The organism is Pedobacter humicola (assembly GCF_056490705.1).
In genome coordinates, this window is sequence record NZ_JBWJIG010000014.1 from 34754 (window position 1) to 60907 (window position 26154).

General features: G+C 40.9%; 16 protein-coding genes. 9 read left to right on the forward strand and 7 right to left on the reverse strand.

The window, feature by feature from the left end:
- Positions 1-40: 40 nt before the first annotated feature.
- Positions 41-964 (reverse strand): patatin-like phospholipase family protein, encoded by a 924-nt coding sequence (locus tag AC04Q1_RS19950; protein ID WP_478366324.1) that lies wholly within the window; start codon positions 962-964, stop codon positions 41-43.
- 420 nt (positions 965-1384) lie between these two features.
- Here AC04Q1_RS19950 and AC04Q1_RS19955 point away from each other — a divergent pair, with 420 nt between their 5' ends.
- Positions 1385-2197 (forward strand): DUF6597 domain-containing transcriptional factor, encoded by an 813-nt coding sequence (locus AC04Q1_RS19955; protein ID WP_478366325.1) that lies wholly within the window; start codon positions 1385-1387, stop codon positions 2195-2197.
- Positions 2198-2232: 35 nt separating this feature from the next.
- On the opposite strand, the gene AC04Q1_RS19960 is transcribed toward AC04Q1_RS19955, so the two are convergent.
- Positions 2233-2700: a VOC family protein gene (locus AC04Q1_RS19960; protein ID WP_478366326.1), complete on the reverse strand. Its 468-nt coding sequence runs from the start codon at positions 2698-2700 to the stop codon at positions 2233-2235.
- 190 nt (positions 2701-2890) lie between these two features.
- Between AC04Q1_RS19960 and AC04Q1_RS19965 the strand changes: the two genes are divergently transcribed.
- Positions 2891-3769: a cation diffusion facilitator family transporter gene (locus tag AC04Q1_RS19965; protein ID WP_478366327.1), complete on the forward strand. Its 879-nt coding sequence runs from the start codon at positions 2891-2893 to the stop codon at positions 3767-3769.
- Between the two features lie 220 nt (positions 3770-3989).
- On the opposite strand, the gene AC04Q1_RS19970 is transcribed toward AC04Q1_RS19965, so the two are convergent.
- The 4 genes from AC04Q1_RS19970 to AC04Q1_RS19985 form a co-directional block, all read right to left on the reverse strand.
- On the reverse strand, positions 3990-6686 hold the full coding sequence (locus tag AC04Q1_RS19970; RefSeq protein ID WP_478366328.1) for an outer membrane beta-barrel protein: 2697 nt from the start codon (positions 6684-6686) through the stop codon (positions 3990-3992).
- A gap of 9 nt (positions 6687-6695) precedes the next feature.
- A complete protein-coding gene (locus AC04Q1_RS19975; protein ID WP_478366329.1) occupies positions 6696-7721 on the reverse strand; it encodes a FecR family protein in 1026 nt (341 codons plus the stop codon).
- 91 nt (positions 7722-7812) lie between these two features.
- Entirely contained in the window at positions 7813-8427 is a 615-nt protein-coding gene (locus tag AC04Q1_RS19980; RefSeq protein WP_478366330.1) for an RNA polymerase sigma factor, read from the reverse strand.
- A 290-nt stretch (positions 8428-8717) separates the two neighbouring features.
- A complete protein-coding gene (locus tag AC04Q1_RS19985; RefSeq protein WP_478366331.1) occupies positions 8718-11513 on the reverse strand; it encodes a substrate-binding domain-containing protein in 2796 nt (931 codons plus the stop codon).
- Positions 11514-11788: 275 nt separating this feature from the next.
- On the opposite strand from AC04Q1_RS19985, the gene AC04Q1_RS19990 reads away from it, so the two are divergent.
- The 7 genes from AC04Q1_RS19990 (at position 11789) to AC04Q1_RS20020 (ending at position 23278) form a co-directional block, all read left to right on the forward strand.
- On the forward strand, positions 11789-13120 hold the full coding sequence (locus AC04Q1_RS19990) for a sugar porter family MFS transporter (RefSeq protein WP_478366332.1): 1332 nt from the start codon (positions 11789-11791) through the stop codon (positions 13118-13120).
- Between the two features lies 1 nt (position 13121).
- Positions 13122-14021 (forward strand): carbohydrate kinase family protein, encoded by a 900-nt coding sequence (locus AC04Q1_RS19995; RefSeq protein WP_478366333.1) that lies wholly within the window; start codon positions 13122-13124, stop codon positions 14019-14021.
- Between the two features lie 94 nt (positions 14022-14115).
- Positions 14116-17202 carry a SusC/RagA family TonB-linked outer membrane protein gene (locus tag AC04Q1_RS20000; RefSeq protein ID WP_478366334.1) on the forward strand — a complete coding sequence of 1029 codons (3087 nt, stop codon included), beginning with the start codon at positions 14116-14118 and terminating at the stop codon, positions 17200-17202.
- Between the two features lie 13 nt (positions 17203-17215).
- Entirely contained in the window at positions 17216-18937 is a 1722-nt protein-coding gene (locus AC04Q1_RS20005) for a RagB/SusD family nutrient uptake outer membrane protein (protein WP_478366335.1), read from the forward strand.
- Between the two features lie 52 nt (positions 18938-18989).
- Positions 18990-20606: a glycoside hydrolase family 172 protein gene (locus AC04Q1_RS20010; protein ID WP_478366336.1), complete on the forward strand. Its 1617-nt coding sequence runs from the start codon at positions 18990-18992 to the stop codon at positions 20604-20606.
- A gap of 48 nt (positions 20607-20654) precedes the next feature.
- Positions 20655-22301, forward strand: coding sequence for a glycoside hydrolase family 32 protein (locus tag AC04Q1_RS20015; protein WP_478366337.1), 1647 nt, complete (start codon positions 20655-20657; stop codon positions 22299-22301).
- Between the two features lie 104 nt (positions 22302-22405).
- Positions 22406-23278, forward strand: coding sequence for a sugar phosphate isomerase/epimerase family protein (locus AC04Q1_RS20020; protein WP_478366338.1), 873 nt, complete (start codon positions 22406-22408; stop codon positions 23276-23278).
- Positions 23279-23429: 151 nt separating this feature from the next.
- Here the strand turns inward: AC04Q1_RS20020 and AC04Q1_RS20025 are convergent, their stop codons facing one another.
- Entirely contained in the window at positions 23430-25775 is a 2346-nt protein-coding gene (locus AC04Q1_RS20025) for a right-handed parallel beta-helix repeat-containing protein (protein WP_478366339.1), read from the reverse strand.
- Between the last annotated feature and the right edge of the window lie 379 nt (positions 25776-26154).

Here is a 26154-nt window from a genome sequence, read left to right on the forward strand (position 1 = left end):
TTTATCCGCGGATCACGGCTTTTTTTAATCAGATAGCGATTTAACGGATATCCGAATCCGGTTTTACCTCTAGTAATTGAGTGGTACAGTCCTGATCTTTAAACAGTTCATAACCTTCTTTCCACCAGGTTTTCATTTCCTTTTTATCAAAAACGAAGGAATGTGGGGTCAGTTCACGGTTTATGAAATAAAAATTGATTTTTACGTTTTTGCTTGCTGTTTGCAGTTTTGAGATGATCAGGTCATCGTTTGCGATTTGGTTGAGCATAAAATCGCTGGTGCGGGCAAATACCTCAATCGCATTTTGCAAGGGAGGGTTGTTGTACACAGCTTTTTCCTGCCGGAGAACAATGGTATCGATTTCAGTTGCTCCTTTAACAATAGCCTCTTGCACGGGTATAAGATTGCCAAATCCACCATCGGCATAATCGTTACCATCCTTATTGCAGAGGCTCATCAAGGGGGCCAGATTACACGAAGCCCACATCCAGTCGCAAAAATCTTCATAACTGCAATCATTTGATGATTTATATTCGATCAACTGTGTAGTTAAATTGGCAACGGTAACCACAACTTCTTTCTTCAGTTCTTTTATCTGCTCAAAATCTTTACGTTTAAAATTCTTTTTGATGAGATTTCGGAGATTGGTGCTGTCGCCGAGGGTTTTCTGTCGTTTGATAAACTGCATGATAATCCCCAGATGGTTCATTCGGAGTTTTACCTTTCCGTTTTTGGTTTTGATCGTAAATGGGCAAACGGTAAATATATCCGATTGTTTAATCGTTGTATATAGTTTTTTAATGCGTTCTACCTCGCCAATGGCCAAAAAGGGTATAAGAAGGCTGCCTGTAGAGCTTCCCACAAAAAGATCATAGTTTTTATGGCTATGATTGATCAGATATTCTGCTACTCCGCCCGCGAAAGCACCTTTGCTTCCACCACCTGAAATGACCAGTGTATTCATGATTTAATTTTAAAAGTCTTATTCAAATATAGATGATAATTAGATGCTTATTGCCAGATGATGTTTTTAATGGAGCTGAAATGACCGAATAATCTGCACGATAACTAGCCGTGTTATTTTTTTTATCACTTGAAGTAATAGCTTATAAAATAAAGCATTAACTATCCCACTAGATCAAATATTGTCCGGAGAAAGAAAAACTGAATTTATACCTGCTACTGATTTACCCGAACCATTATTAGATGTTATATTTATCCGTCCAAATGGCAAGATATAGCTACAAGCACAAACATCCCTGTTATCGGTTTTATTGTACCTACAGATAAAGGCCGCAGAGTCTTATTTACAGATCCATAGAATTATAGATAAATGATGGGACTGCTTAATAGCCATCATGTTTAACGCGTCAATTTTTTGCTAGTGAAATTAAATCATAACATTCAACAGGTTTACAGGCCATTTCAGCCCTGGGCCATGCATGGTGTGCCAGATGTAACCTATCGTGAGTTCCTCCCTTCACCTTTGTTCGGAAAATATATCCTCTGTTACTGGCTGCTTGAAAGTACTGTACCGCTTGCTGAGCATTATGATTATGGTGTGGTAGCCGATGGCTGCATTGATGTGTTTTATAATCTGCAGAACCCGGAGGACAGTACCGTAATGGGCTTATCGGAAAGATTCGTGAGTTTTGAGCTTGGTAATTTTTTTAGTTATGCAGGCCTGAGGTTTCGGCCAGCTGCGTTTCCTCATTTGTTTAATATAGATGCATCCGAACTTACCGGAAAAGCCGAAGCACTAAAAGATATTTACCCTCAGTTTGCGCAGTTAATTTGTACGGAATTTAAACAGCGGAAGGCAGGTATCGATATTGCAGCCCTGTTTGATCAATGTATGATGCGTTTATTTCAAAAAATCGATCCAAAGACCGAAGACCCAAGGCTCCACTTCGCCATCGAAAGGATTTTTAATGCCTCGGGAAACATCAGGGTAGAAAAAGATCTCGATACCGGCTTCAGTCCCAGAAACCTTCAGCGCTTATTTAATTTTTACATTGGTGCAGCGCCAAAGGTATTTAGTAACATTGTCAGGTTCCAGCACATGTTGCAATTCTGCCCAAAAACGAAGGCCATTGTTCCAAATACTCACTTTGCAACGGCCGGTTATTATGACCAGGCCCATTTTATCAAAGATTTTAAACGGTTTTATGGTAAAAATCCAGGTGAGGTGTTTTAATTAACAATTTAAATATCGATTTAACGTCGTAAAAATTAATCCGGTTTTTTATAACTCACAATATCGATCGCTAAACCATTAGGATCTTCGATGGCGAAGTGCCTGTCTCCCCAGGGCTCCGTTCTAATGGCAAAACTGATGTTTACTTTTTTCTCTTTTAGCTTTTCATAAAACGCATCCACATCGGGCACTTCTAAGGTCAGGTATGCACCCTCACCAGTATAGGCTTTGTGGAATAGTGGCTGTTGTGAAGCATGGTTGGGAAGCAAAAAACTGATTTCTGCCTGCTCATTCGGGCTATGCATCAGTACATAAAAGTCATTTTCGAATGTTAATCCGAATCCAAGTACTTCGCTATAAAATGCCTTACTTTCTTTTAGCTTTGGTGTAATAAAACCTGCGTTCAATTTCATGTTTTCTTTCTTTTTTAAAGATTTAGGTATCTGTAGGGATAGGTATGCACCTAATAATATCGTACAGATAGCGGTAAATTGCTTCATCATCTCATTGATTAAAAAACAAAATTAAGCTTCACATAGCCGCCGTAATTGTAAAAATCAGACAAAATCTCTTAGTGATGTGCCCGTCAAAGATTCATGATCAGATATTTATAAACATGTGTGCTTTGAACCATAATTTCCTTACTTTTGACGTCCCCGAAATTAACGAGATTTAGCAGCACGAGATATTGACATGGCGACAACAACAAATGAACAGGTAGCAGTAAAAGCAACCTATTTTAGCATCATCGGAAATACCTCCTTAGCGCTGATAAAAGGTGCTGCTGGGATTTTTGGGAATTCTTATGCCTTAATTGCCGATGCCATCGAATCTACCGCCGATATTTTTTCTTCCTGTTTAGTGCTGTTTGGGATTAAATATTCGAATAGACCTGCGGATGAAAACCATCCTTACGGGCACGGTAGGGCAGAACCTTTGATTACTTTTTTAGTTGTTGGCTTTCTGATTACCTCAGCAACTATAATTGCTTACGAAAGTATTCAGAACATCAAAACCCCGCACGGTCTTCCGAAGCCCTTTACCTTATTTATACTCGGGGCAATTATCATCTGGAAAGAGATTTCGTTCAGACTGGTGATGAAGCGTAGCAAAGAAACCAATAGCTCATCTTTAAAAGCAGATGCCTGGCACCACAGAAGTGATGCCATTACCTCCGTCGCTGCTTTTATCGGGATATCTATTGCCTTGTTTATGGGCAAGGGCTATGAAGCTGCCGATGATTGGTCGGCACTGTTTGCAGCCGGTTTTATTCTTTACAACTGTTACCATATTTTCAGACCTGCATTGGGCGAAATCATGGATGAAAATCTGTATGAAGATATTATAGCCGAAATCCGAAAAGTATCGGCTACTGTTCAGGGAATCGCCGGTACTGAAAAATGTTTTATCCGGAAATCGGGTATGAAATACCATGTAGACCTACATGCACTCGTAAATGGAGACCTTTCGGTGAGGGCCGGGCACGAACTGGCCCATAAACTGCAGGATACGCTTCACAAAGCAATTCCCGAGCTTGGTAATATCTTAATCCATATTGAACCGTCTGAATAATTAGTTTTGCTCCTAAAAATGCCCCCATAAAGTGTCTTACTTTTTGGGGGCAGTGCATTTAAAAACTCAACTTCTTTTCAGACGGAGTTGTGACAGTAGGATCCGAACAAAGTTCGAAGTAAATCTGTGGGTACTTCATCCTAATGCCAGTCATTTTTACAATAAAACTAAAATAAGGTACTCTAATTATTCAGTACTTGTTCATGCCCGTTTAGCCGTTTTAAAGTCGCTTCAGCGCATCCTCATTACCCAGTTTATTGTCTGATTTCTGAATTTTTGATTTGCCGAATTTATAGGTGAAGCCTACAAAAACACGTTTGCTATCGTTAGTAATACGTTCTGACGAATTAAAGGCGCCATAATTGCGTTCGATGAGGTAATCGTTCCGTTTAAAAATCAATTCGTTTCCACCTAAACGCAGTTGTCCTTTTCCTTCCCAAAGATTAAGTAAAAAGGACGCGTCTATATTTTTGTAGCCACTGTTTTTCGAAAGATCCTGTACGTAATCCGTCCAATAATAGGCATCTACCTGCAATTTCAGGTTCTTCGTGATTTTAAAGATCTGCGAACTTTTAAAATCGGAGTGGAAGGCACCCAGTTTGTAATCTGCACCTAAAACAGGGCCTTCAGCCTGGTTATAACCTACAGGCGTGCCACTGTTTAGGGTTTCCCACCAATCGTTAATTTTGATCGGATAAAATACATAAAGAGAAATATCTGATGACCGGTCCAGGTTCCGGCGCATATAATAAGTCACTTTTGTAGCGAGATCCTGTCTGTACGGGAATAAACCGATCATGCCTTTTGTTCTGGTGTAACTTAACGAAAGATTGAGCTTGTGGATATTGGCATTTATGGAGTATGTATCATCAAATTGGGGCGTAAGCGAAGGGTTACCCTGCTCAATGGTATATTGATTAAGCAGAACAGTATAGGGTACCAACTCGTAATAAGGTGCACGGTTAATGGTGGGTTTATACGAAAGTGAAATGTTATTGTTCTGGTTAAAGTTGTGCTGATAAAGGAAAGTTGGGAATATGTTGTTATAGTTTTGCTTAAAATGGTCAACAAAATCAGCCTGAGTGCGTTCTAGCCTTAAACCAAGCTGCAATTTGTCGTTTTTCCAGTCTTTACTGAGTATTCCATAAACCGAGCTGATCGATTCCCTGAGGTTACTCTGATTGGAAAATGTGGCATTTGGTTCCAGTTGGCCGTTGCGGGTATCTTCGTATTCTACGCTGGTGTTGGAATTGGTATATTGAAATTTAAATCCGGTTTCCAATTTCCATTGTTTTTTAAATTGGTGGGTATAATCGGCCTGGGCTATATAAACATCAATGGCGGCTTTGTTCCGGTTTTGGTAATAGGCAGGTGTTCTGATCACTTTGCCAGCTCCATCGTAAAGTACCGAAGGGAAATTTTGAAAGAGATTCCGTTTAAACGGGGTAAATGTGGCGAGTAAAACCAGTTCATTCTTTCCCGAATCGGCCAAAAGATGGTAATTAAAGTTGTAGGTGTAAGAACTGGCATGCTGGTTAAAAACTGCATCCGTGCGCAGCACAGAATCGATACCGATGTTTTTCCGGCCGAATGCATTCGTAGTTGCCCATGGCCCCTTAAAATAGAATATGCCACCATTTGCGAAAAGCGATAAACTCTGGTTTTTATCCAATTGTAACTCGGCACTGGCCTGAAAATTATAAAGGTTGTTGTGTGTGATCCGCGACCAGTTATTGGTTAAATAATAAAGCGGATCGGTTGGGTCTTGAAAACGCTCAGAAGTGATGCCGAAAACATTATCGCCTTTGGTAGCACCCCCGTTGGCATAAATGGTTAAATTTTTACGTTTAAAAGTCGCCGATGTATTTACATTGCCGATCGCATATTTCCCCGTCGAGCCATCCGCCCGTACATCTCCTGTAAAACCTTCGATCTGGCTTTTTTTGGTGATGATATTGATCACCGCCCCAAAAGCTGCATCGTATTTTGCGGAGGGTTGTGTAATGAGTTCTATTTTTAGGATATTGCCCGCAGGCATGGTTTGTAAGATATTCTCTAAAGCCGCATCAGGTACAGGTTTACCATCGATCAAAATCATGGTCCGTTTTCCCTGCAAACTCACCGTATTATCAGCCGAAATCCGTACAAAAGGCGCCGATTTTAACACCTGTAGTGAATTGCCAACGGCCATGGCACTGTTTTCTACATTAAAAATCAACCTGTCGCTTTTGGCCTCAACCAAGGGCTTGCTTGCGGTAATTTTAACTTCTTTTAAATTCTCGCCAGATGGTTGCATGGCAATAGGGGCAATGGTTACCGGTATGTTGCCACCAACTGTGAAGGGTTTTGTAGTGTAAGGGCTGTAGCCAACAGAGGAAACCCTGATTTTATAAGTGCCTGGCTTAACCGATGGAAAAGTGAATTTTCCGTCAAGATCTGACAGCGCATTCATCACAAGCGATGAATCGGCAGCCACCAATAGGGTTATTGTGCTATATTCCAATGGTTTGGCATGTTCATCCAACAATCGCCCGTTTACCTGATCCTTTGCAAGAGAATCTACATTGATAGGGGCAGTGTTTGGTTTTAAAGGTGTTGCGGTTTTAGAAATCGTGGGGAAAATGGAGTAGTTTTTATCATCCACTTTAAACCACGATAAATTAAGGGGTAGAATAATGGCATCTAAAATCTGCTTTAGGGGCTTGCCCGCATAATTACTGGCATTATAAATTACCTGTTTTTCTTTGAGCTGGCTTTCTTCATATAAAAAATTGACTTTATATGCTGTGCTGAGTTTGCTGAGTACCTGGGTTAAAGCTTGTGTTTCTTCCTGTTTTGTTTGTTGACCACGTGCTAATGGATTAAAAAAGGCAAGGCATAACAAAAGAATAAGGCTGGTTTTTAAGTTCTTTTTCATGATCTTGCCTTATTTAGAGGTAACCACCAGTTCGCGTGAATCTTCTTTTGGCGTAATATTGATGTTCAAGGTTAGGCCAATGGCTTTGAAAAGTACATCTCTGTTTTTGGCACTTAAAGCACCCGATAATCTTTTTTCTAAAATTCCAGGATCATCTACCACCACTTTATATCCATAAATATCTTCGAAATAGTCGAATATCTTAGCCATAGGCACATTGCGGAAATAGAGTTTTCCGTCTTTCCATGAGGCGTATTCAACCACATTGATCGGTTTTTTGATCAGTTTACCATTTGCATACTCTGCAATATCGCCAGGTGCCAAAATAAGCTGTTTAGCTGAATCAGCAGTTAAACCTAAACTGATTTTACCATCCAGGAGGGCTACTTCAGTACGGCCTCTTCTGTCGTTTACATTGAATGATGTACCCAAAACTTCTACATTAACCGCGCCTGTATGTACAATAAAACGTTCGTGGTTTTGTATTTTGCCGGTTTGGTGCAGGTGCTTTACTTTTAAAAAGGCCTCGCCTGATATCCAAACCTCACGGATTTCGTCCTTATCCCAGTTTTTATCATACTTAATGTTCGAGTTGGCATTTAGGGTTACAACCGATCCATCAGGTAAAGTGATATTTTTTAATTGGCCATAAGGCGTTTGGATGTTTACTTTCTGGTTAACCGAATATATAATACCTATACAGCACAAGATGCCAACTACAACCGCTGCTGCAGCATAACGGTACCACATGGGGATGATTTTGCCTGTTGTTTTGATCGAAACAGTTTTCGCTGCAATGTTTTGCCAAAGTTGCTGTTGTTCTGGTGCACTAAGCGAATCGGTTTCGAAACGCATAGACAATACAATTTCCTTTGCACTTGCAATTGATGGATTTAATGCAGGGTGCGCTTTTTGAATGTTCTGCCAATAAGCATTTGAATTTTCATCAGGCTGAAGCACCCAAAGGATAAAGGTTTCATCATTGATCAGATCTGCTAAAGTATAAGCTTGATAATCGCTTAGCTGTTTTTTCATTGTTCTTCTTTTGATCCTATTAGCAGCTACCTGAGTTTTTTACCCCATTCAAATCGATAAAAATATATAATATTTTGTAAGGTGTTGATTATTAGTTGAATAATTTTAAATGTAAGACCAGGTAGAGCAATAATAAATCATCTTTAGAAAGATTGTTCCGCAGGTAATCTAAAGATCTGGCCATTATTTTGTAACCAGCCTTAACGCTGATCCCCATTACTTCGGCAATTTCTTCATACGAAAGTTGTTCGTAAAACTTAAGGAAAATAGCTTCCCGTTGCCTTGCGGTAAGTTTAGCAATGGCCTGTTGAAGCTGTTCGCTTACCTGCAATTGCCTTTCGTTATCGATAAGTGCTTCTTCTACATTTAGCACTACCTGGAAAGAATAACTTTCCGTTTCCTCGTAACTTTCGTTTTTATTGAGCTGGAAAGTTTTTTTGAAGATCGAATGTCTGAATGATTTATAGAGATAATTTTTAACATGCCCGGGTTTTCCAACTGAAGCTCTTTTGGTCCAGAGGTTTACAAAAAGATCCTGTATACATTCTTTAATCAGGTCTTTGTCTTTTGTAAATTTCGATCCATAATTGTACAAACCTGCAGAATATGTTTGATAAAGGGATTCGAATGCTTCGGCATTGCCATTTTTAAAAGCGTTCCATTGTTCGGTTGCTGTTTTATGATGTGGATGCTGATGGATTTGCAAAATATTAAAGCTGATTGATGATTAGAAGGTATTGTTTGCAATTAAGTTTTATTGCACCTATTGTTTGCGCCAAACATAAGTAAATTCTTTTAAAGCAGAAATTGCTTTTAATCGCAGAGGAGCGCGCAGAGCGCAGGGCTTTTGGCGGTATAGTCAAAACATCAATCTGCGTATATCTTCTTAATCTGCGGGAAAAACCAATCACCTGGCGTCTCCGCTGATGTCGCGGATTTACGCAGAGGCGATTCCATCATCCATTTTCCATCTCACATTATCTATCCCAATCCTCTTCATCTTGTTTTCTTAAATTCACTTGGTGTTACACCATATTTGGCTTTAAAAATGGTAGAAAAATACGTTGCAGATGAAATACCCACCATATAACTCACTTCGGCGATGGAGTAATCCTCATTTCCGAGATAGTATTTGGCTTTTTTTAACCGGCGGTTTAAAATGTAATCGGAAATGCTGCAGTTCAGTAATGCCTTAACCTTCCTGTACAGCTGGATCCTGGAGATACCTATGGCTTTACACAGGTCTTCAACGCTAAAATCTTCATTGGAGAGATTGTGTTCAACAATTCCCGAAAAATCGTTGATAAATTTTTTATCAAGCAGGCTTGCTGTGCTTTTCTTGGCGCTCGTAGTGGTGATATCGCTCGTATAATGCTCTTTTAAGATGCCACGGTTCCTGATCAGGTTTTCTACATTGGCGGTTAAATAGTCAAAATTAAAAGGTTTGGTGAGATAAAGATCGGCCATACTTTGGATGCCGTTGATCTGCTGTTCGATACTTCCTCTTGCCGTTAACAGGATAATGGGGATATGAGAGGTACGAAAATCGTTTTTTAGCTTATTGGCCAGTTCGGTCCCCGAACCATCTGGCAGGATTACATCCGAAATAATCAGGTCTGGGATTTTTTCGTAAGCTTCGTGGGTACCATTTATAACGTTTGCTGCAGTAAAAACCTCATAATTGTATTCAAATTTTTCGCGAAGATAGTTTTGCAGATCCTGATTGTCTTCAATAATCAAGATCGATTGTTCTTTTAACGGGTTGAATACTTCTTCTTTCTGGAATGCTTGCTGAGGTTCCAGATCTGTGGTATAAATTTTTAACTGATCGTATAAACGGATCCTTTTTTCTTGCCGTCCGTCTTGCTCCAGTTCCGAAAGGTGTCTATTCCCCATTGGCAGACTAATGGTAAATGTAGTACCTTCCCATTTTTTACTGAGCACACTGATCGTTCCTTTATGCAATTGGATCAGTTCTTTTGAAAGCGATAAGCCTAATCCGGAGCCGCGTGAATATCCTGAATCAGCCTGGTAAAACTGATCAAAGATGTTTTTGAGTTCATCTTCAGTCATACCAACGCCGTTATCTTCCACCAAAATTTCAACTTCAGCCTCAACTGCCCGCACCCTGATATGGATGTGGCCATTATCAGGAGTAAATTTGAGGGCATTCGATAACAGGTTAAAAATGACCTTATCTAAGATATTGGCATCAAACCATACCATTATTTCATTTTTATCGCTCAACAGCTGTAAATCAATATTTCTTTTTTTTGCGATATGTTTAAAGTTTTCGATGAGTTCGCGTAAAAAAGCAACGATATTTCCCTCGGCTGCACTGAGGTTGAATTTCTGATGTTCTATTTTCCGGTAATCAATCAGCTGGTTCACCAGTTTCAGAAGTCTGAATACATTTTTATTGATCAGGTTAAGGTTATTGCCTGCTAATGCGCTTAATTTCTCATTTTTTAGCAGATCTTCCAGCGGAGAAAGGATTAAGGTTAAAGGTGTCCGGAATTCGTGGGAGATATTGGTAAAAAAGTTTAATTTCATTTCGGTTGCGGCTTCTGCCTTGGCCGACATCTCGATCAACTGGTTTCTTTGAGAAAGGATTTCACTGTTTTTGAGCTCCAGACTTTTATTTATTTTTCTGTTTTCTAAAAGCGAGTGAAAGGCAATACCACCGAATACAACCACCAACACCAGGGTAATTACAATCACATTGAGCACCAAACGCTGATTGTCGTATATTTCGAGCTGATTTTCCAATAATTCCTGCTGGCGCTCAATGTCTTTTTGCTGGTTACTGATCCTCGACCACTGCATTTTCATTAATTGAACGTTTGTACTGTCGATCACCACGGTTTGCAATATATTTTCCCTATCGAACGATTTGTTGCCAAGGATGGCGAAAGCAGTATTGATAGCCTCTTTTCCACCCGTTGGGTATAAAAGACTTCCGGTTAGCGTTTTATTGCCAACCAGTTCCAGGCCTGCGCCTTTTCCTGGAAGGGCATCTACACCGATTACCTTAATTTTGTTGCCCATTGAAAGATGGTTTAATACATCTTTACTGGCCAGGGCCATCACATCGTTATGTGCGAAAATGGCATCTACATTTTTAAGTTGTTTGGCATGTTGATAAAGCTGGTTTTGTGCTCCTTCTCTAAGCCAGTTTCCGTAAACCTGGAAATTTATTTTAATGTCGGGATATTTTTTTAATTCATCTGTAAAACCTTTCGAGCGCTCTATGGCAGGCGAAGATCCTGGTAATCCCATCACTTCTGCCACACTACCTTTTCTTTTGAGTACTGCATTAGCCATATAATCAGCAGCCATTTTGCCGATTTCATAATTGTTGGCACCTACATAAGCGGTATAATGTGGCGATGATGTTTTCCTGTCGATCACAATAACCGGAATACCTTTATTATAAGCTTCTTCTACCACCGCAGTAAGTGGGTGGGCTTCATTTGGAGATATAATCAGCAGATCGATGTTTTGCTTAAGCATTTCACGCACCTGCTTAATCTGCCGGTTGCTGTTTCCATCTGCATCACTATACAAAAATGATGTAGCCGGATGTAATGACAGTTCCATTTTCATTTCATCGAGCATGGTGCGGCGCCAGTGGTCGGAGGCTACACATTGCGAAAACCCAATTACAAACTTTTCATCTTCCTTTTTTTTGCTGCATCCAAAAATGAACAATATCAGGCAAAACAGGGCAATCATCCGGATAAGTTTAACGCTTGCGAAGGGCTGTAATTCGATAGGATTTGCAACGCTCATGTGTGAGTTGATTTGGTTAGTTGAGCTAAAACTATAAAATGTAATCTGTATTTGAAAATCCTTGTCTGTAGTCATCTTTAAAATTTGTAACCAGAACGAATGATATCTGATACCAGATTTAAAGTGTGGTGTTTTTTGTCAGGTATATGAGTTTTAACTATCTGAATATTAATGCGTTATTGATTATTTGTTTTTTAACGATTTTGATATTTTTTTTATACCCCTTAGCAATTTGTAGCCATAAATTGCAGCCAAAATTATCCTAACCAAATTATATGAAAAAAAATTCTGTCATGGCCTGGTCCATGGTTGTTGCGCTTGGAGGCTTTCTTTTTGGCTTTGATACCGCGGTGATTTCCGGTGCCGAAAAGTCTATCCAGCAGTTCTGGTCGCTTTCCGTATTTCAGCATGGCCTTACCATTTCTATCGCCTTAATCGGTACCGTTGTAGGTTCGCTTTTGGGATCCAAACCATCCGATGCCTTTGGCAGAAAGTATACACTGGCCTTTGTTGCCCTTGCTTATCTTTTATCCTCTTTGGGTACCGCGCTTGCCGATAACTGGTACCTCTTTTTGGCTTTCCGTTTCCTGGGTGGCTTAGGTGTTGGTACTTCATCTGTAACTGCTCCGATTTATATCTCAGAGGTTTCGCCTGCCGAAAAAAGAGGACAACTGGTGGGTTTGTTCCAGTTCAATGTGGTATTGGGTATTTTGATTTCCTACCTCTCTAATTACCTGCTCAGCCAAAGTGGTGAACATTCGTGGCGGTGGATGCTAGGGGTTCAGGCAGTGCCTTCATTGGTTTTTCTGATCCTGATCAGGTTTATTCCCGAAAGTCCACGCTGGCTCATCCTGAAAAAAGGTGATGTAAAACGGGCACTCGAAACGCTCCGGATTATAAATCCGCTAAATTGCGATGAAGAGCTGGCTGCCATACAACAATCGGATACCTTGAATAAAGGCAAGGATAAAAGCCCGGGACTATTTTCCGGACAGTATAATTTTGCGGTAATGCTGGCGGTGGTGTTCGCCTTCTTTAACCAGGTTTCGGGTATTAATGCCATTATTTATTATGCGCCCAGGATATTTGAAATGGCTGGTTTGGGAGAGCACTCTTCGCTACTTTCAACAGTTGGTATTGGGGTAATCAATTTCATATTTACACTCATTGCAATTAATTTTATCGATCGGGTAGGGCGAAGAATTTTAATGCTGATCGGTTCGGTTGGCTTGATTGCCTCTTTATTTGCGGTTGCGTTTACCTTTTATTTCCATATACAGGGTGGATTGTCTATTCCCATTTTTATCATGTTGTTTATAGCTTTTTTTGCCTTTTCTCAAGGGGCAGTGATCTGGGTGTTTATATCCGAAATTTTCCCCAATCAGGTACGCGCAAAAGGGCAGACTTTAGGCAGTTCAACACATTGGATCATGGCCGCGTTGATTGCGTTTTACTTTCCTTATCTAACCGAAACCCTGGGCGGTGCCGTTACCTTTTTCTTCTTCGGGACCATGATGGTGCTGCAGCTGATCTTTGTGTGGCGCATCATGCCCGAAACAAAAGGAAGATCTCTCGAACAAATAGAATCAAATATTATACTCCATTAATATGTGTGCATTAAAAACAAATAATACATCGGTAATCTGCTTTGGCGAAGTACTTTGGGATATCCTGCCCGATGGTCCGCAACCTGGTGGAGCGCCACTGAATGTGGCCTACCACTTAAATAAATTGGGTGTAGCAGCTGGTATTATCAGCCGTATAGGCAATGATGAAAACGGCAAATGGCTACAGGAACTGATGGAAGAATGGGCTATTGATCACCATTATCTTCAGGTGGATGAAAAATACCCAACCAGTGAAGTACTGGCCAGTTTGAACAATGGAAATGAAGTGTGTTACGAAATTGTATTCCCGGTAGCCTGGGATTTTATCGAAGTAGAACAAAAGACCATAGAACAGGTGGCTGCGTCTGACTATTTTATTTATGGCTCTTTATCTTCCCGAAACGGACCTACGCAAGAGGCCTTGCACCGTTTTCTCGAACTGGATGTCATTAAAGTGCTCGATATTAATCTTCGGTATCCATTTGTAAAACGTGCCGTGCTGCAAACTTTAATGGAAAAGGCCGATATCATTAAATTTAATGAGGCGGAGCTTGATGTGGTTCAGACACTTTTCGGTGGATTGTACGGAACAGAAAGGGAGAAAGTAAAGTTCATTCAGGATCGCTTTGGTGTGGCCGAAGTCCTGATTACCAAAGGCGAATCGGGAGCGGCATACTACAGGGCTGATGATCGGTTTTATCACTTCGGTGCTGAGGTTAAGGTAGAAGATACCATCGGAAGCGGTGATGCATTCCTGGCCGCTTTCATTGCTGGTCACAAACAAAAGAAACATCCGAATGAAATTTTAAAAAATGCCATTGCGATGGGGGCATTTATTGCTACCCAAAAAGGTGCCTGTCCAAATTATCAGTTAGACCAATACCTGCTTTTTGATGCTTAGGTGCTAAAACGATTTTTTCTACAAAAATGAGCCAATATTCCCGGTAAGGGCATTATCGGTCGAACAAATACTAACCAATAAAACCAATTATGAGATGATGAAAAAAGTTATTTTTTATTGCTGTTTGATGCTCATAGCAGCGCTAAACAGTGTGGCCCAGGCTAAAACAATAACCGGCACGGTAACCGATCAGCAGAATAATGCACTTGAAGGTGTTTCTGTTGGCGTTGTCGAATCTGGAAGGGTGAGCCAAACAGATGCTAAAGGGAAATTTAGCATTCAGGCCGAAGCCGGACAAACTTTAAAGTTTAGTTATGTGGGGGCAAACCCATACAGTTTAAAGCTTGGCGCAAATGCAGTGATTAGCGTGCAGCTCGATTTAACAAATTCTTTAAATGATGTGGTGGTAACCGGTTATCAGAAGGAAAGGAAAAAAGACCTTACCGGTGCCGTAGCTGTTGTTAATGTTAAAGATATCAAGGATATCCCATTAGGCAACCCTGTTAAAGCGCTACAGGGCAGGGTTCCGGGTGTGTTGATCAGTGCCGATGGTTCGCCAAATGGAGGTGCGAGTGTCCGTATACGCGGTATTGGTACTTTGGGCAATAACGATCCTTTATATGTGATTGACGGTATTCCGACCAAAAGAGGGCTACAGGAGTTAAACCAAAACGATATCGAATCGATTCAGGTCTTAAAAGACGCTTCATCTGCCACCATTTACGGATCAAGGGCAGCCAATGGGGTAATTATTGTAACCACCAAAAGAGCCAAGGCCGGATATAGCCGCATCGATTTCGACGCTTCGGCATCCCTGCAGTTTTACACCTCAAAAATTAAAACGCTTAACGCTGAAGAGAGGGGAAGGGCCTACTGGCAAGCGGCCGTAAACGACCGTTCGAACCCGAATGTAAACCAGATTTATCAGTACGATTGGAACAATAATTTTGATAACCCTGTTTTAAACCGCGTCATCATTCCCGAGTTTATAGATGGGGCTAAAACGATGCGGTCGGCCGACACAGATTGGTACGACGAAATTTCTCAGCAATCTTTATTACAGTCGTATAACGTTTCCATCGCCAATGGAAATGAAAAGGGCAACAGTCTGTTTTCTTTGAGCTATTATGATAGCAAAGGGATTATTAAAGAAACAAGAGATAAAAAACTAACAGGCAGGATCAATTCGGATTATACACTACTTAACGGAAAATTAAGAATTGGTGAAAATTTTTCGGGTACATACATGAAGGATGTACTCATCCCAACCGGAGATGTTACCGGATTATCGCAGATTGTATTTTCGGTTGTGCCGATTTATACCGTAACAGGCGGTTGGGGCGGTCCGGCAGCTGGTATGGCCGACAGGCAAAACCCTGTGCGCCTCATTGAGGATAACAAACAGAATTACAATAACTTTTGGCGGGTATTTGGTAATGCATATGCAGAATTGCAGATCATCCCAAAATTATTCTTAAAAACCAGTTATGCCATTGATTATAATGGGAACTACGCCAGGACTCTACGCAAATCATACACTTCTGGTTTCCTTTCGGATCCTTCCAATGCAGTAAACACCAATAGTAATTACGATGGAAACCGCATCTGGCAAAACACCCTTAGTTATGCAATAAAAAAAGATAAACATCAGGCCGACTTTTTAATCGGACAGGAGCAGATCAGTACCATTTATCAGGGCTTTAGCGGAAGCAGGCAGGGTTTAGCCCTCGAGAATTTAGATTATGCCTACCTCGATGCCGGATCTACCACCAAAGACAACTCGGGAAATGGTACGGCAAGTTCATTGTTATCTTATTTCGCCAAAGCCAATTACAGCTATAACGACAGGTATCTGCTTTCGGCAACCATCAGGCGTGATGGTTCTTCGCGGTTTGGGAAAGAAAACCAGTTCGGTTATTTTCCTGCCTTCTCTGCGGGCTGGCGGATCAGTGAAGAAAAGTTTATCAAAGAAGCTGTTCCGGTAGTTTCCGATCTGAAACTGCGTTACGGTTGGGGTAAAAACGGAAACCAGGAAATTGCCAACAATGCCACTTATACCTTATACTCTGCCATTTATGGAACCAATGCTGTTGGCAATTATGATGGTGGTACCGCATATGATATTTCAGGTGCCAATACCGGACAGTTGCCATCGGGTTTTGCGCTCATCCAACAAGGCAACAATAGCCTTAAATGGGAAGAAACGGCCCAACACAACGTGGGTTTGGATTTTGCGCTTTTTAACAATGAACTTTCGGGATCGGTAGATTATTTTATCAAGAAAACTTCTGATATTTTAATCAATCCGGCCTATCTGGCTGTAATTGGCGAAGGCGGATCAAGATTTGCAAACGGTGCATCGATGCAGAATAAAGGGATCGAATTCCTGCTTTCATGGTCGAAACAGGTGGGTAAAGACTGGAACATTACTTTAACAGGAAATGCATCCTCCTACAGCAATAAGGTGACGGTTCTTCCTCCTGAAATCCTTACTTCTTACCCGGGGAACGGCACTGACAAGAACATTTTGGGCCGGCCGGTCACTTCCATCTTTGGCTACGTAGCCGATGGGATCTTTAAAACTGCTGAGGATGTAAATAACCATGCCATACAGCCTGGAAAAGGAATCGGAAGGATTCGATACAAAGATTTGAATGGCGATGGCACTATAGATGCGCTTGATAGAGATTATATAGGCAATACTGCACCTAAATGGATCTACGGTTTTAATACATCCATCAGTTATAAAAATTTCGACCTTTCTTTCTTTTTGCAAGGCGTACAGGGATCTGACGTGAACAATGGATATAAATACCTGACCGATTTTTCTTCGCTGGCTCCGGGAGCAAATTTCGGAAGCCGCACGTTAGACGCTTTTACACCACAAAACAGCGGTTCTGATATCCCTTCACTTACGCTGGTAGACCGGAATAATGAAGGAAGAACCTCAACTTATTTTCTGGAAAGCGGCTCATACCTCAAACTTAGGAATATTCAGTTGGGCTATAATTTACAACCTGTGTTAAAGAATCTTAAGGTTCAGCGTGCAAGGGTTTTTGTACAGGCGAGCAATGTATTTACCCTCAAAAGTAAAAGTTATACCGCTACCGATCCGGAGAATCCCGGTAATGCCTATCCAATACCTTTAATTACCACTTTGGGCATCAATGTTTCATTCTAAATCAACAAAAAAGATGAAAAAGACTACACAATATATCTTAACTGCAATCTGCCTGATTTTGGTATCCTGCACAAATACACTTGATGAAAAACCTCAGGGGGTAGTATCATCCGAAGACCTGAATACACCTGAAAATGCAGAAAAAATGGTTATCGCCGCTTATTCCGCTTTGGGTAACGATTATTGGGCAACACCTTACAGCAACATGTGGGCTTATGGCAGCATCCGCAGTGGCGATGCCTATAAAGGCGGCGATGGCCCGGGCGATGTAGGTGACTTTAATGCTTACGAAACCTTCAACCTTAACCGCGTGGATATTGGCAATGCCGATGGTACCTGGTTTAGACTATATTTAGCCATTGGCAGGGTTAACGACGCTTTAGCGCGAGTAAATAACTTAACTGCTGCGCAGCTTTCTACCAGGCTCTCGAGACAGGCTGAACTGCGGTTTTTAAGAGGACATTTTTATTTCCTGTTAAAAATTCTATTCAAACGTGTGCCTTATATCGACGAAACCATTCCTAAAACAGAGTATGATAAAATCTCAAATGTGGATTTAACAGATGAACAGCTTTGGGATAAAATTACTGCTGATTTCCGTTTCGCCGGCGATAACCTGCCCGTAGATCAGGCAGATAAAGGCAGGATTACCAAATTTGCCGCAAAATCTTATCTGGCCAAGGCATTGTTATACCAGGCTTATGTGCAGGATAACCAGAATAATGTAACCTCAATCAATCAGGCAAAATTAAATGAAGTGGTAAGTCTTACCGACGAAGTAATCAATTCAGGGAAATATAGCCTGAGTGCCGATTATGCAAATAACTTTCTTTCCAGATTTGAAAATGGGCCTGAATCGGTTTTTGCAATCCAATACTCTAAAGATGATGGCACGCCCAATGGAAGAACGGATAACGGCCATTCGCTCAATTATCCTATGAATGTAGAATATGGCTGCTGCGGTTTTCATACCCCAAGTCAGAATTTAGTAAATGCCTTTAAAACCTCTTCAACAGGATTACCATTGTTCGATTCTTACAATACCATTAATACGGCCGCTGGCGATGATTTCAAAACCAATAGTTTCGATCCGCGTTTAGATCACTCCGTGGCCATACCGGGTCATCCTTACAAATATAAACCCACATTCATTTTTCAGGTATCGTGGACCAGGGCGCCGCAGATTTATGGCCGCTTTATGAGTTTGAAAGAAACGGTTCTGCCCGATGATCCGGCTTTTAAAAAGTTTCCGCCTTTTATGTCGAGTGCTAAAAACTGGGATATTATCCGTTATGCAGATGTACTGCTGTTTAAGGCAGAAGCATTAATCGAACTCGGAAGGTTTAATGACGCTGTTCCCATTATCAATTCGATTAGAACAAGAGCAAGAAACAGTACCACGCTATTAAAGCAGGCTGATGGTTCAAGTACCTCTAATTACAAAATAGAAACCTATCAGCCTGGGGTAAACTGCACCTGGACACAGGCCTATGCGCGTGAAGCCTTGAGGTACGAACGTAGAATGGAGTTTGCCATGGAAGGGTACCGCTTTTTCGACCTGGTAAGGTGGGGCATAGCTGCCGATTATCTCAATGCTTATTTTTCGATTGAGAAAAACAGGGCTTCACACCTTCGGGATGCCTTTTTTAAAAAGAATAGAGATGAATATTTGCCAATCCCATTAAATCAGATCAATTTTAGCAAAGGATTGTACAAACAAAATACTGGTTGGTAATCATCATTCTGGGCTGATATTTTGCCCCGGAATATTTATTAAATTTAATCATATGAGAAGAGCTATTAATTCGGTTGCGATCAGCTTTGTGTTTTTGCTAATGGGCTTTGATGCGATTAGCCAGGAAGTGGTTTCGTTATCTGGCCTGCTCAAAGAAATGACGGCCAGCAAAACGATGAGTTATTGGCCCGCGGATAACTTTACCACCCACCAGGCCAGCAGTTACGACCGGGGATCTGTATCACCTGATCAGCCGGGATGGTACAATAATGCCGATTTTTCTCAGTACATCAGAACGGAACAAAAATCGGAACAAAAATCGGGGCATGCTGAGCAGGTGATGCTGGATGTAGATGGTCCGGGTGTAATTGTACGGTTCTGGCTGACCACTTTTAAACGAAATGGGATATTACGGATTTACTTTGATCATCAGGATAGTGCAACATTGAAGATTCCCGCTTACGATCTGCTGAAGAGTGGTTTAAAGCTCGGGCCTGCCTTGTTAAATCCGCATTCTTCCTATCAGCCAAATGAAAAAGGTGGCAGCACACTTTATCTGCCTTTGCCTTATGCCAAACATTGCAAGGTTACCTGGGAAGAAAAAGATATTCAGGTAAAACAGCCAAGGTATTATCAGATCAATTACCGTACTTACCTGCCAAAAACCAAAGTCAAAACGTTTGATTTTAAAGAACTTGCTGCGGCAAAAAATCTGATCGGCGAAACAGAAAAGCTGTTGTGGAATCCACCGGTTGCAAATCGCATAACTGCCAGTTTACTGAAAAAGTTGATCCAGCCGGGAAAAACAGTTTCCATCACCCTGCCCAAGGGACCATCATCCATAGATGTGATGCGCTTAAAAATAGCGGCACAGCAACCTGCGCTTCAGGATCAGGCCTTGCGTTCTACCATTATTAAGATTGTGTTTGATGGCGAGCAAACCGTATGGTGCCCTGTGGGCGATTTTTCGGGTAGTGGAGTAGGTGGAAAGGCGCTTCAAAGTTGGTACAGAACAGTAAGCCCCGATGGGCAGATCATTAGCCGTTGGATAATGCCTTATCAGAAATCGGCAGTGATTTCTCTCATCAATTTAAGTGATATACCGGTTGAAACCGATTTATCTGCGCAGGTCAGTAAATACCAGTGGACAAAATCGAGCATGTACTTTCATGCCAGCTGGAAACAAAAAAGGGAGGAAGCCATTTTTAAATTTGATACACCCAAAGCACAGGAACTAAATTTCATCACCATTAACGGAAAAGGAGTTTACCTGGGCAATAGCATGTCGGTATTTAACCACATGCATACCTGGTATGGTGAAGGCGATCAGAAAATATGGGTCGATCAGGATAAATTCCCTTCCGAATTTGGAACAGGAACCGAAGATTATTACAATACTTCCTGGGCGCCTGTGGTGTTATACCAAACACCATTTGCAAATGCACCCCGCGCCGATCATGAAGATTCATTTGGCTACAATACCTTTACCAGAACCCGCAACCTCGACCGTATTCCATTTACGAATTTTTTTAAAATGGATATGGAAATGCTGGGCTGGCAAAACGGAACTGCCGATTTTGCTGCCACCACCTATTGGTATGGTTTTGCAAAAGCCATCGATCATATTACAGGGATGGAAGAAGAAGCCAAAACTATTTTGCCAAAGTAAAGGGATAAACGATTTACTCAACAGATTAATTATTATTATTGAAAAGATATGAAAACAACACTCAAAATGATGCTCGGCATCGGGGCCTTATTGGTTCTTTTTCAAGTTGCCAATGCAGCTGATATTGTGATCAAAATAAACAAGCGATACCTCAATTTACCTGTTTCACAAAAACAGAATAGGGCAAATATGAAATTTGAAATTGCAGGCAAACAGGAACGTGTTTTTAAAATCAGGCTTGCTAAAGATGAACCTGAATATTGGGTTTTCTGTGATGTAAGCGCGTTAAAAGGAAAAACGATCAAAATCAGCTATGATGGCGATGGTTCAGGACTGGATAAAATTTATCAGAACGATGAGATTGAAGGACAAAAAACGATATATAAAGAAAAGAACCGCCCTCAGTTTCATTTCACCACAAAAAGAGGATGGATAAATGATCCAAACGGACTTATTTTTTACGAAGGTGAATACCATCTTTTTTATCAGCACAATCCTTACGAAAAGGAATGGGAAAACATGTCGTGGGGCCATGCGGTAAGTAAAGACATGATCCATTGGGAAGAGCTTCCAACGGCTTTAAGCCCTGATCCTATTGGCACTATGTTCTCCGGGTCAGCCGTAATCGATTACAATAATACTGCAGGTTTTAATAAAGGCAATGTACCTGCAATGGTGGCTACTTATACTGCTAATTCGGATGAAAAACAAGTTCAGTGTGTGGCTTATAGCTTAGATAAGGGACGTACCTGGACAAAATACAGCAAAAACCCGATTATCGATTCGAAGGCAAAATGGAACAGTAATGATACCCGCGATCCGAGGGTATTTTGGTATAAGCCTGGTAATCATTGGGTATTGGTGTTAAATGAAAGAGATGGGCATTCGATCTACAACTCTAAAAATTTAAAGGATTGGACTTTCGAAAGCCATACGACGGGTTTTTGGGAATGTCCTGATTTATTTGAACTGCCTGTTGATGGCGATAAAAGTAAAACCAAATGGGTGATGTATGGCGCTTCCAATACTTATATGACAGGTACCTTTGACGGTAAAAAATTCACGCCCGAATCTGGCAAACATTATTATGTAACCGGAACCATTTACGCTGCGCAAACTTTTACCAATATTCCAGAATCTGACGGAAGGAGAATCCAGATTGGTTGGGGCAGGGTGGGCCATCCTGATATGCCTTTTAACGGCATGATGCTTTTGCCCACCGAACTTAAACTTAAAACCACAAAGGATGGTATACGCCTGTTTAGCGAACCTATAAAAGAAGCCGATCAGCTTTTTGAAAGTGTAGGAGAATGGAATAATCTGAATGCGAAAGATGCGAACGAAAAGCTCAAAGCGTATAACAATACCGATAGGATCCGGATCAAAACAAAAATTAAACTTTCTCATGCTACAGGTGCAGGTTTAAATCTTTTCGGACAGAAATTATTGGATTATGACATGAATTTTAATCTGGTAAACGGTGTTTTTTATTCGCCAGAAGATATGACGAGTATGGAGATTTCGGCTGATATCTATATCGACCGCACTTCTATAGAGGTATTTATTGACGGCGGAGCCTATTCATATTCGATGGAACGCAAGTTGGATACCAAAAATACTGAAGGTTTTCACTTTTGGGGAAATAATATCGATGTTAAAGAACTAAAGGTTTATTCGGTGAAATCTATTTGGTAATAAATTAGATATAAACCGTTTTTTGGGATCTTGGAGCGATCATTTTCCAAGGTCCCAAATATTTGTTGGCTTAAAATTCTTAAATTGCTTTTCAAATAATGGTCATGATGAGAAATAGGTCTTTAGTTTTTTTTGCTTTCCTGGTTGTTTTGTCTTTTTCTGGTTTCATTTCAAATAAACGGGAATATCCACAGTTGGGCATAGTTTCCGGTTTAGCTCAGGACAGTTTGGCCTATTCGGCTGGTTTTAAACTGATCGGCGAATCGGTGCCAAATGTACTTGTACCAACAATGGGCGATGAAGCGTTTCGTGCCAGCCTGAAAAAAATAAAAGCCTCTAAATGTAAGGTGCTTAGCTGTAATCTGTTTTTTCCGGCTAGCTTAAAAATTGCCGGACCAAGTGTAGATGAAGCAAAGGTTTTAAGCTATACCGAAACGGTATTGTCGAGGGCTAAGGAGGCCGGAGTGAAATATATTGTTTTGGGCAGTTCGGGCGCACGTAGTATTCCTACCGATTACGATGTGAATAAGGCAACAGCCGATTTCATAGCCCTGGGCAAAAAACTGGGTCAGGTAGCCAGGAAACACGGTGTAATTATCCTGTTGGAAAACTTAGAAAAAACCGAAACCAATTTTATTACCTCTTTAAAGTCGGCAGCCGGGATAGTAGAGAAGGTAAATGAACCCAATTTTAGGCTGAATGTCGATATTTTCCACATGTTGCGCGAGGGAGAGTCTCCAGACGAAATTGTTGCCGCTGGCGCTGTTGTAGGCTTTTGTGAAATTGCCGAAAAAGAAAAACGTACATTACCCGGTGTAGCTGGTGATGATTTTAAACCTTACCTAAGCGCCCTGAAGAAAATCAATTACAAAGGTTTTATTTTTATCGAGGGCAGCACCAGTCATCCGGCAGTTGATATCCCAATTGCTTTTAAATACCTTTCTAGTCAGGTTGCTGAGGTGTATTCTGGAAAATGATAAAAAAGCTTATTTAACAAATTACTAAAATAGCCGGAAATATCTCCGGCTATTTAGCTTAACAAGAACCTTCAAGCCATAAGATTTTTGAGCGGTAATGCTAATTAAATTGATTGTCTGATAGATATAAGCAGGTCTATGCTGTTATTTTTTAATCTTTTAACGAAATATCGAGTTGCTGTTCCCTTTGATTTCTAAATATGGTACTGGGTGCATGTCCTTTCCAGCGGATTTCGCTATGGATCTTTAATAATCCGGCAACAGATTTCACTTCGTTCTGATCAAGCCCGATAATCACATCACCTTTCTTTAATCCGTTTTTTTCGGCTAAAGAACCTTTTGTTAACCGAATAAGCAAAGCACCATCATTATTGGATAGCCCTGCTGCTGATCTCTCACCTAAATTTTCAATATTCTTGAATGTCGCGCCTAACCATTCACCTTCACTGGACTGGCCAACCTGACCGGTACTATTCAATGGGTTGATTTTTGGGGAAGCGGCCAGTTTTTTTAAACGGATAGCGGTTACGCCAAAATTCATATCGAAATCTTTAAAACCGATTTTTAAGGCATCAGATGATTTTTTAAGGTGATAATTTCCTGTTTTCGCATTTTCAAATTGGGCATCGCCAGCCCGACTGTTTGCATCTGTTTTGAACTTTTGCGTTTCTAAAAGGCCTTCTCTGCTCAGGAAAAAGTTGTCATTAATTTCTTTGCCCCAGTTTTCCATTAGTATGGGGGCGTAAGCTGATGACACAATATTGTTTTTAAAAATATCGCCACTATTTTTTAACCAAACATGAGGATGAAAGGTATTGTTAATGATGATATTATTGTATACGTTGCGGTGATAGCCTTCTCGCAATTTTAGGCCGCCACTTAAACAAATGTTATTATAAATCTGATAATTGCTGCTGCCATCATCTAAATCAATATCCCAGCCATGATCACATTGAAATCGGTTGTTGCGTAAAATGATTGGGTGGATCACATCCAAAAGTTCTATACCTGGCTTGGCTGCCACAATGCTATCCATGGTATTTCTGGCCGGCCGCCAGTATCGGTCCCTGCCCCACGAATTAAAAGCGCCATGATCTCCGGTTTCGAGTACGGTAGCAAATACATCATTAAATTCGATAATGTGTCCACCCCAGGTCCCTTCGCTAATGTTAATGCCCGCACGCGGCACTTTATAGATGGTGTTATGGCTCACCAAGATATCCGACGACATGGAGATCTGGACACCAGCCGATTGTTTTTCTATAGTACCCGTACTGTGGATCAGGTTACCTACAGCCTCACAATGCTGCGGATAATTTGTGCTTTTAGGTCCTGGCTGCATATCTGTTTCTGGGTATGGAACAGCATTTTCATATCTAAAAGATGGCGAGCGAACCGCATTCGGGTTACCTACAAATGCGACTCCATTTGCGCCGATGTTATAAATATGGTTGCTGTCGATTTTATCATCTTTATTGTAATTGCTCAGAAAAACAGCGCTTCCGCCTAAATTGTAAAAATTACAATTTTTAATCACGATGTTTTCTGTCCCATCTAGCAAAATGGCACCCCCACGGAATATGGTCCAATCACTTCTCAACAGCGGTTCCTTTACCAGCATAAAGCTTCTGGCCGTCTGGGTAAAATCGATACCGTTTATGGTGATATTTTTAATGGGGCTGGCCAGTGATCCTTTGAGGTGTACAAGATCAGTGATGCTGCTCAATGCAAATTCGGCCGTTTGTGGGTTCGTGCCAACTGGAGGGATGAGGTAAATCATTCCCTCTTTTTGATCATAAAACCATTCGCCAGGCTGGTCTAATTCTTCAAATATGTTCTCTACGTAGCGGTGCTGAGGATGCATTTTAGCAGGACGGTTATTCTGCCAGCCACCTTCGTAAAGCAGTTTGCCGGTACTGTCTTTTCCGGTAATCAGGTAATGGAAATCGCCCCATTCGCCCTGGTGTAATGCATGGATATAAGCACCTTTGGGGTTCTTCCATTTTCTTGCCCGCTCCGGTGCAATTGCGTCGGCAGCTGTTCCGTTAAATACCCTGGCCGATGGATCAAAATCGGGATATCGGGCCATTGGTAGTATCTTGCCATTCATAAATAGCTGATCGGGTGCTTGCTTTAAACTTAATCTGGCAGATAGGATATTCTTTTGATAAGGCTTCCAGGAAAGTTTAACCTTTTGCGCCCCCGAAATGAGCACCTTTTGATTCGATTTTGCTTTAATGGTAAGTGTTTTAAGATGATATTGTGCCGAAGTAATTTCTACAGTCTTATCCACTGGATACGTCCCTCCGGAAAGTTCGATAATTACATTTTTGTTTTGATAAGCCAATGCTTTACTGATCCCTTTTGCAAAAGTTTTTACGGGTTGGTTAACCGTACCAGGATTTAGATCATTGCCGGCTGTTGAAACAAAAACGGTTTGTGCTTGAGCAATACTAAATGCCAAAAAAGCAATAATCGCTAGTGATGTTTTTTTCATCCTTATCTCTTTTTTAAATACTGCAGGTATTATGGTACAATTGGTTTAAATATTTGGTCATTTTTACAGGATGTTCGAACACCCGGTTATGCTAAAGGCCTTAAATGATTAAGGTATTGTTAATTAGCTTATTGCAATTAAACAATTAGGGCTTAATTTAAATTTAATCTTATTGGCAAATGATTCTCTTATATAAGCCATTATATCTTGTCACTGATCTGGCTTAACGCATTGCTCTTAAAAAAATCCGATACCTGTTCTTCTCCTGTTTGCTTATTTTCCCTGGAAAAGAAACTAGACAAACGTTTGTGCTAAGAAAAAATAAGAACGGCGATGTTGTTATCAATATCTTGCATAAGCCAATACAAGTTCGATACAG

Bases quoted from the DNA above. Each gene is read 5' to 3' on its own strand.
- AC04Q1_RS19950 (WP_478366324.1), bottom strand. From the start codon at position 964: ATGAATACACTGGTCATTTCAGGTGGTGGAAGCAAAGGTGCTTTCGCG.
- AC04Q1_RS19960 (WP_478366326.1), bottom strand. From the start codon at position 2,700: ATGATGAAGCAATTTACCGCTATCTGTACGATATTATTAGGTGCATAC.
- AC04Q1_RS19965 (WP_478366327.1), top strand. From the start codon at position 2,891: ATGGCGACAACAACAAATGAACAGGTAGCAGTAAAAGCAACCTATTTT.
- AC04Q1_RS19970 (WP_478366328.1), bottom strand. From the start codon at position 6,686: ATGAAAAAGAACTTAAAAACCAGCCTTATTCTTTTGTTATGCCTTGCC.
- AC04Q1_RS19975 (WP_478366329.1), bottom strand. From the start codon at position 7,721: ATGAAAAAACAGCTAAGCGATTATCAAGCTTATACTTTAGCAGATCTG.
- AC04Q1_RS19985 (WP_478366331.1), bottom strand. From the start codon at position 11,513: ATGAGCGTTGCAAATCCTATCGAATTACAGCCCTTCGCAAGCGTTAAA.
- AC04Q1_RS19990 (WP_478366332.1), top strand. From the start codon at position 11,789: ATGAAAAAAAATTCTGTCATGGCCTGGTCCATGGTTGTTGCGCTTGGA.
- AC04Q1_RS19995 (WP_478366333.1), top strand. From the start codon at position 13,122: ATGTGTGCATTAAAAACAAATAATACATCGGTAATCTGCTTTGGCGAA.
- AC04Q1_RS20000 (WP_478366334.1), top strand. From the start codon at position 14,116: ATGATGAAAAAAGTTATTTTTTATTGCTGTTTGATGCTCATAGCAGCG.
- AC04Q1_RS20005 (WP_478366335.1), top strand. From the start codon at position 17,216: ATGAAAAAGACTACACAATATATCTTAACTGCAATCTGCCTGATTTTG.
- AC04Q1_RS20010 (WP_478366336.1), top strand. From the start codon at position 18,990: ATGAGAAGAGCTATTAATTCGGTTGCGATCAGCTTTGTGTTTTTGCTA.
- AC04Q1_RS20015 (WP_478366337.1), top strand. From the start codon at position 20,655: ATGAAAACAACACTCAAAATGATGCTCGGCATCGGGGCCTTATTGGTT.
- AC04Q1_RS20020 (WP_478366338.1), top strand. From the start codon at position 22,406: ATGATGAGAAATAGGTCTTTAGTTTTTTTTGCTTTCCTGGTTGTTTTG.
- AC04Q1_RS20025 (WP_478366339.1), bottom strand. From the start codon at position 25,775: ATGAAAAAAACATCACTAGCGATTATTGCTTTTTTGGCATTTAGTATT.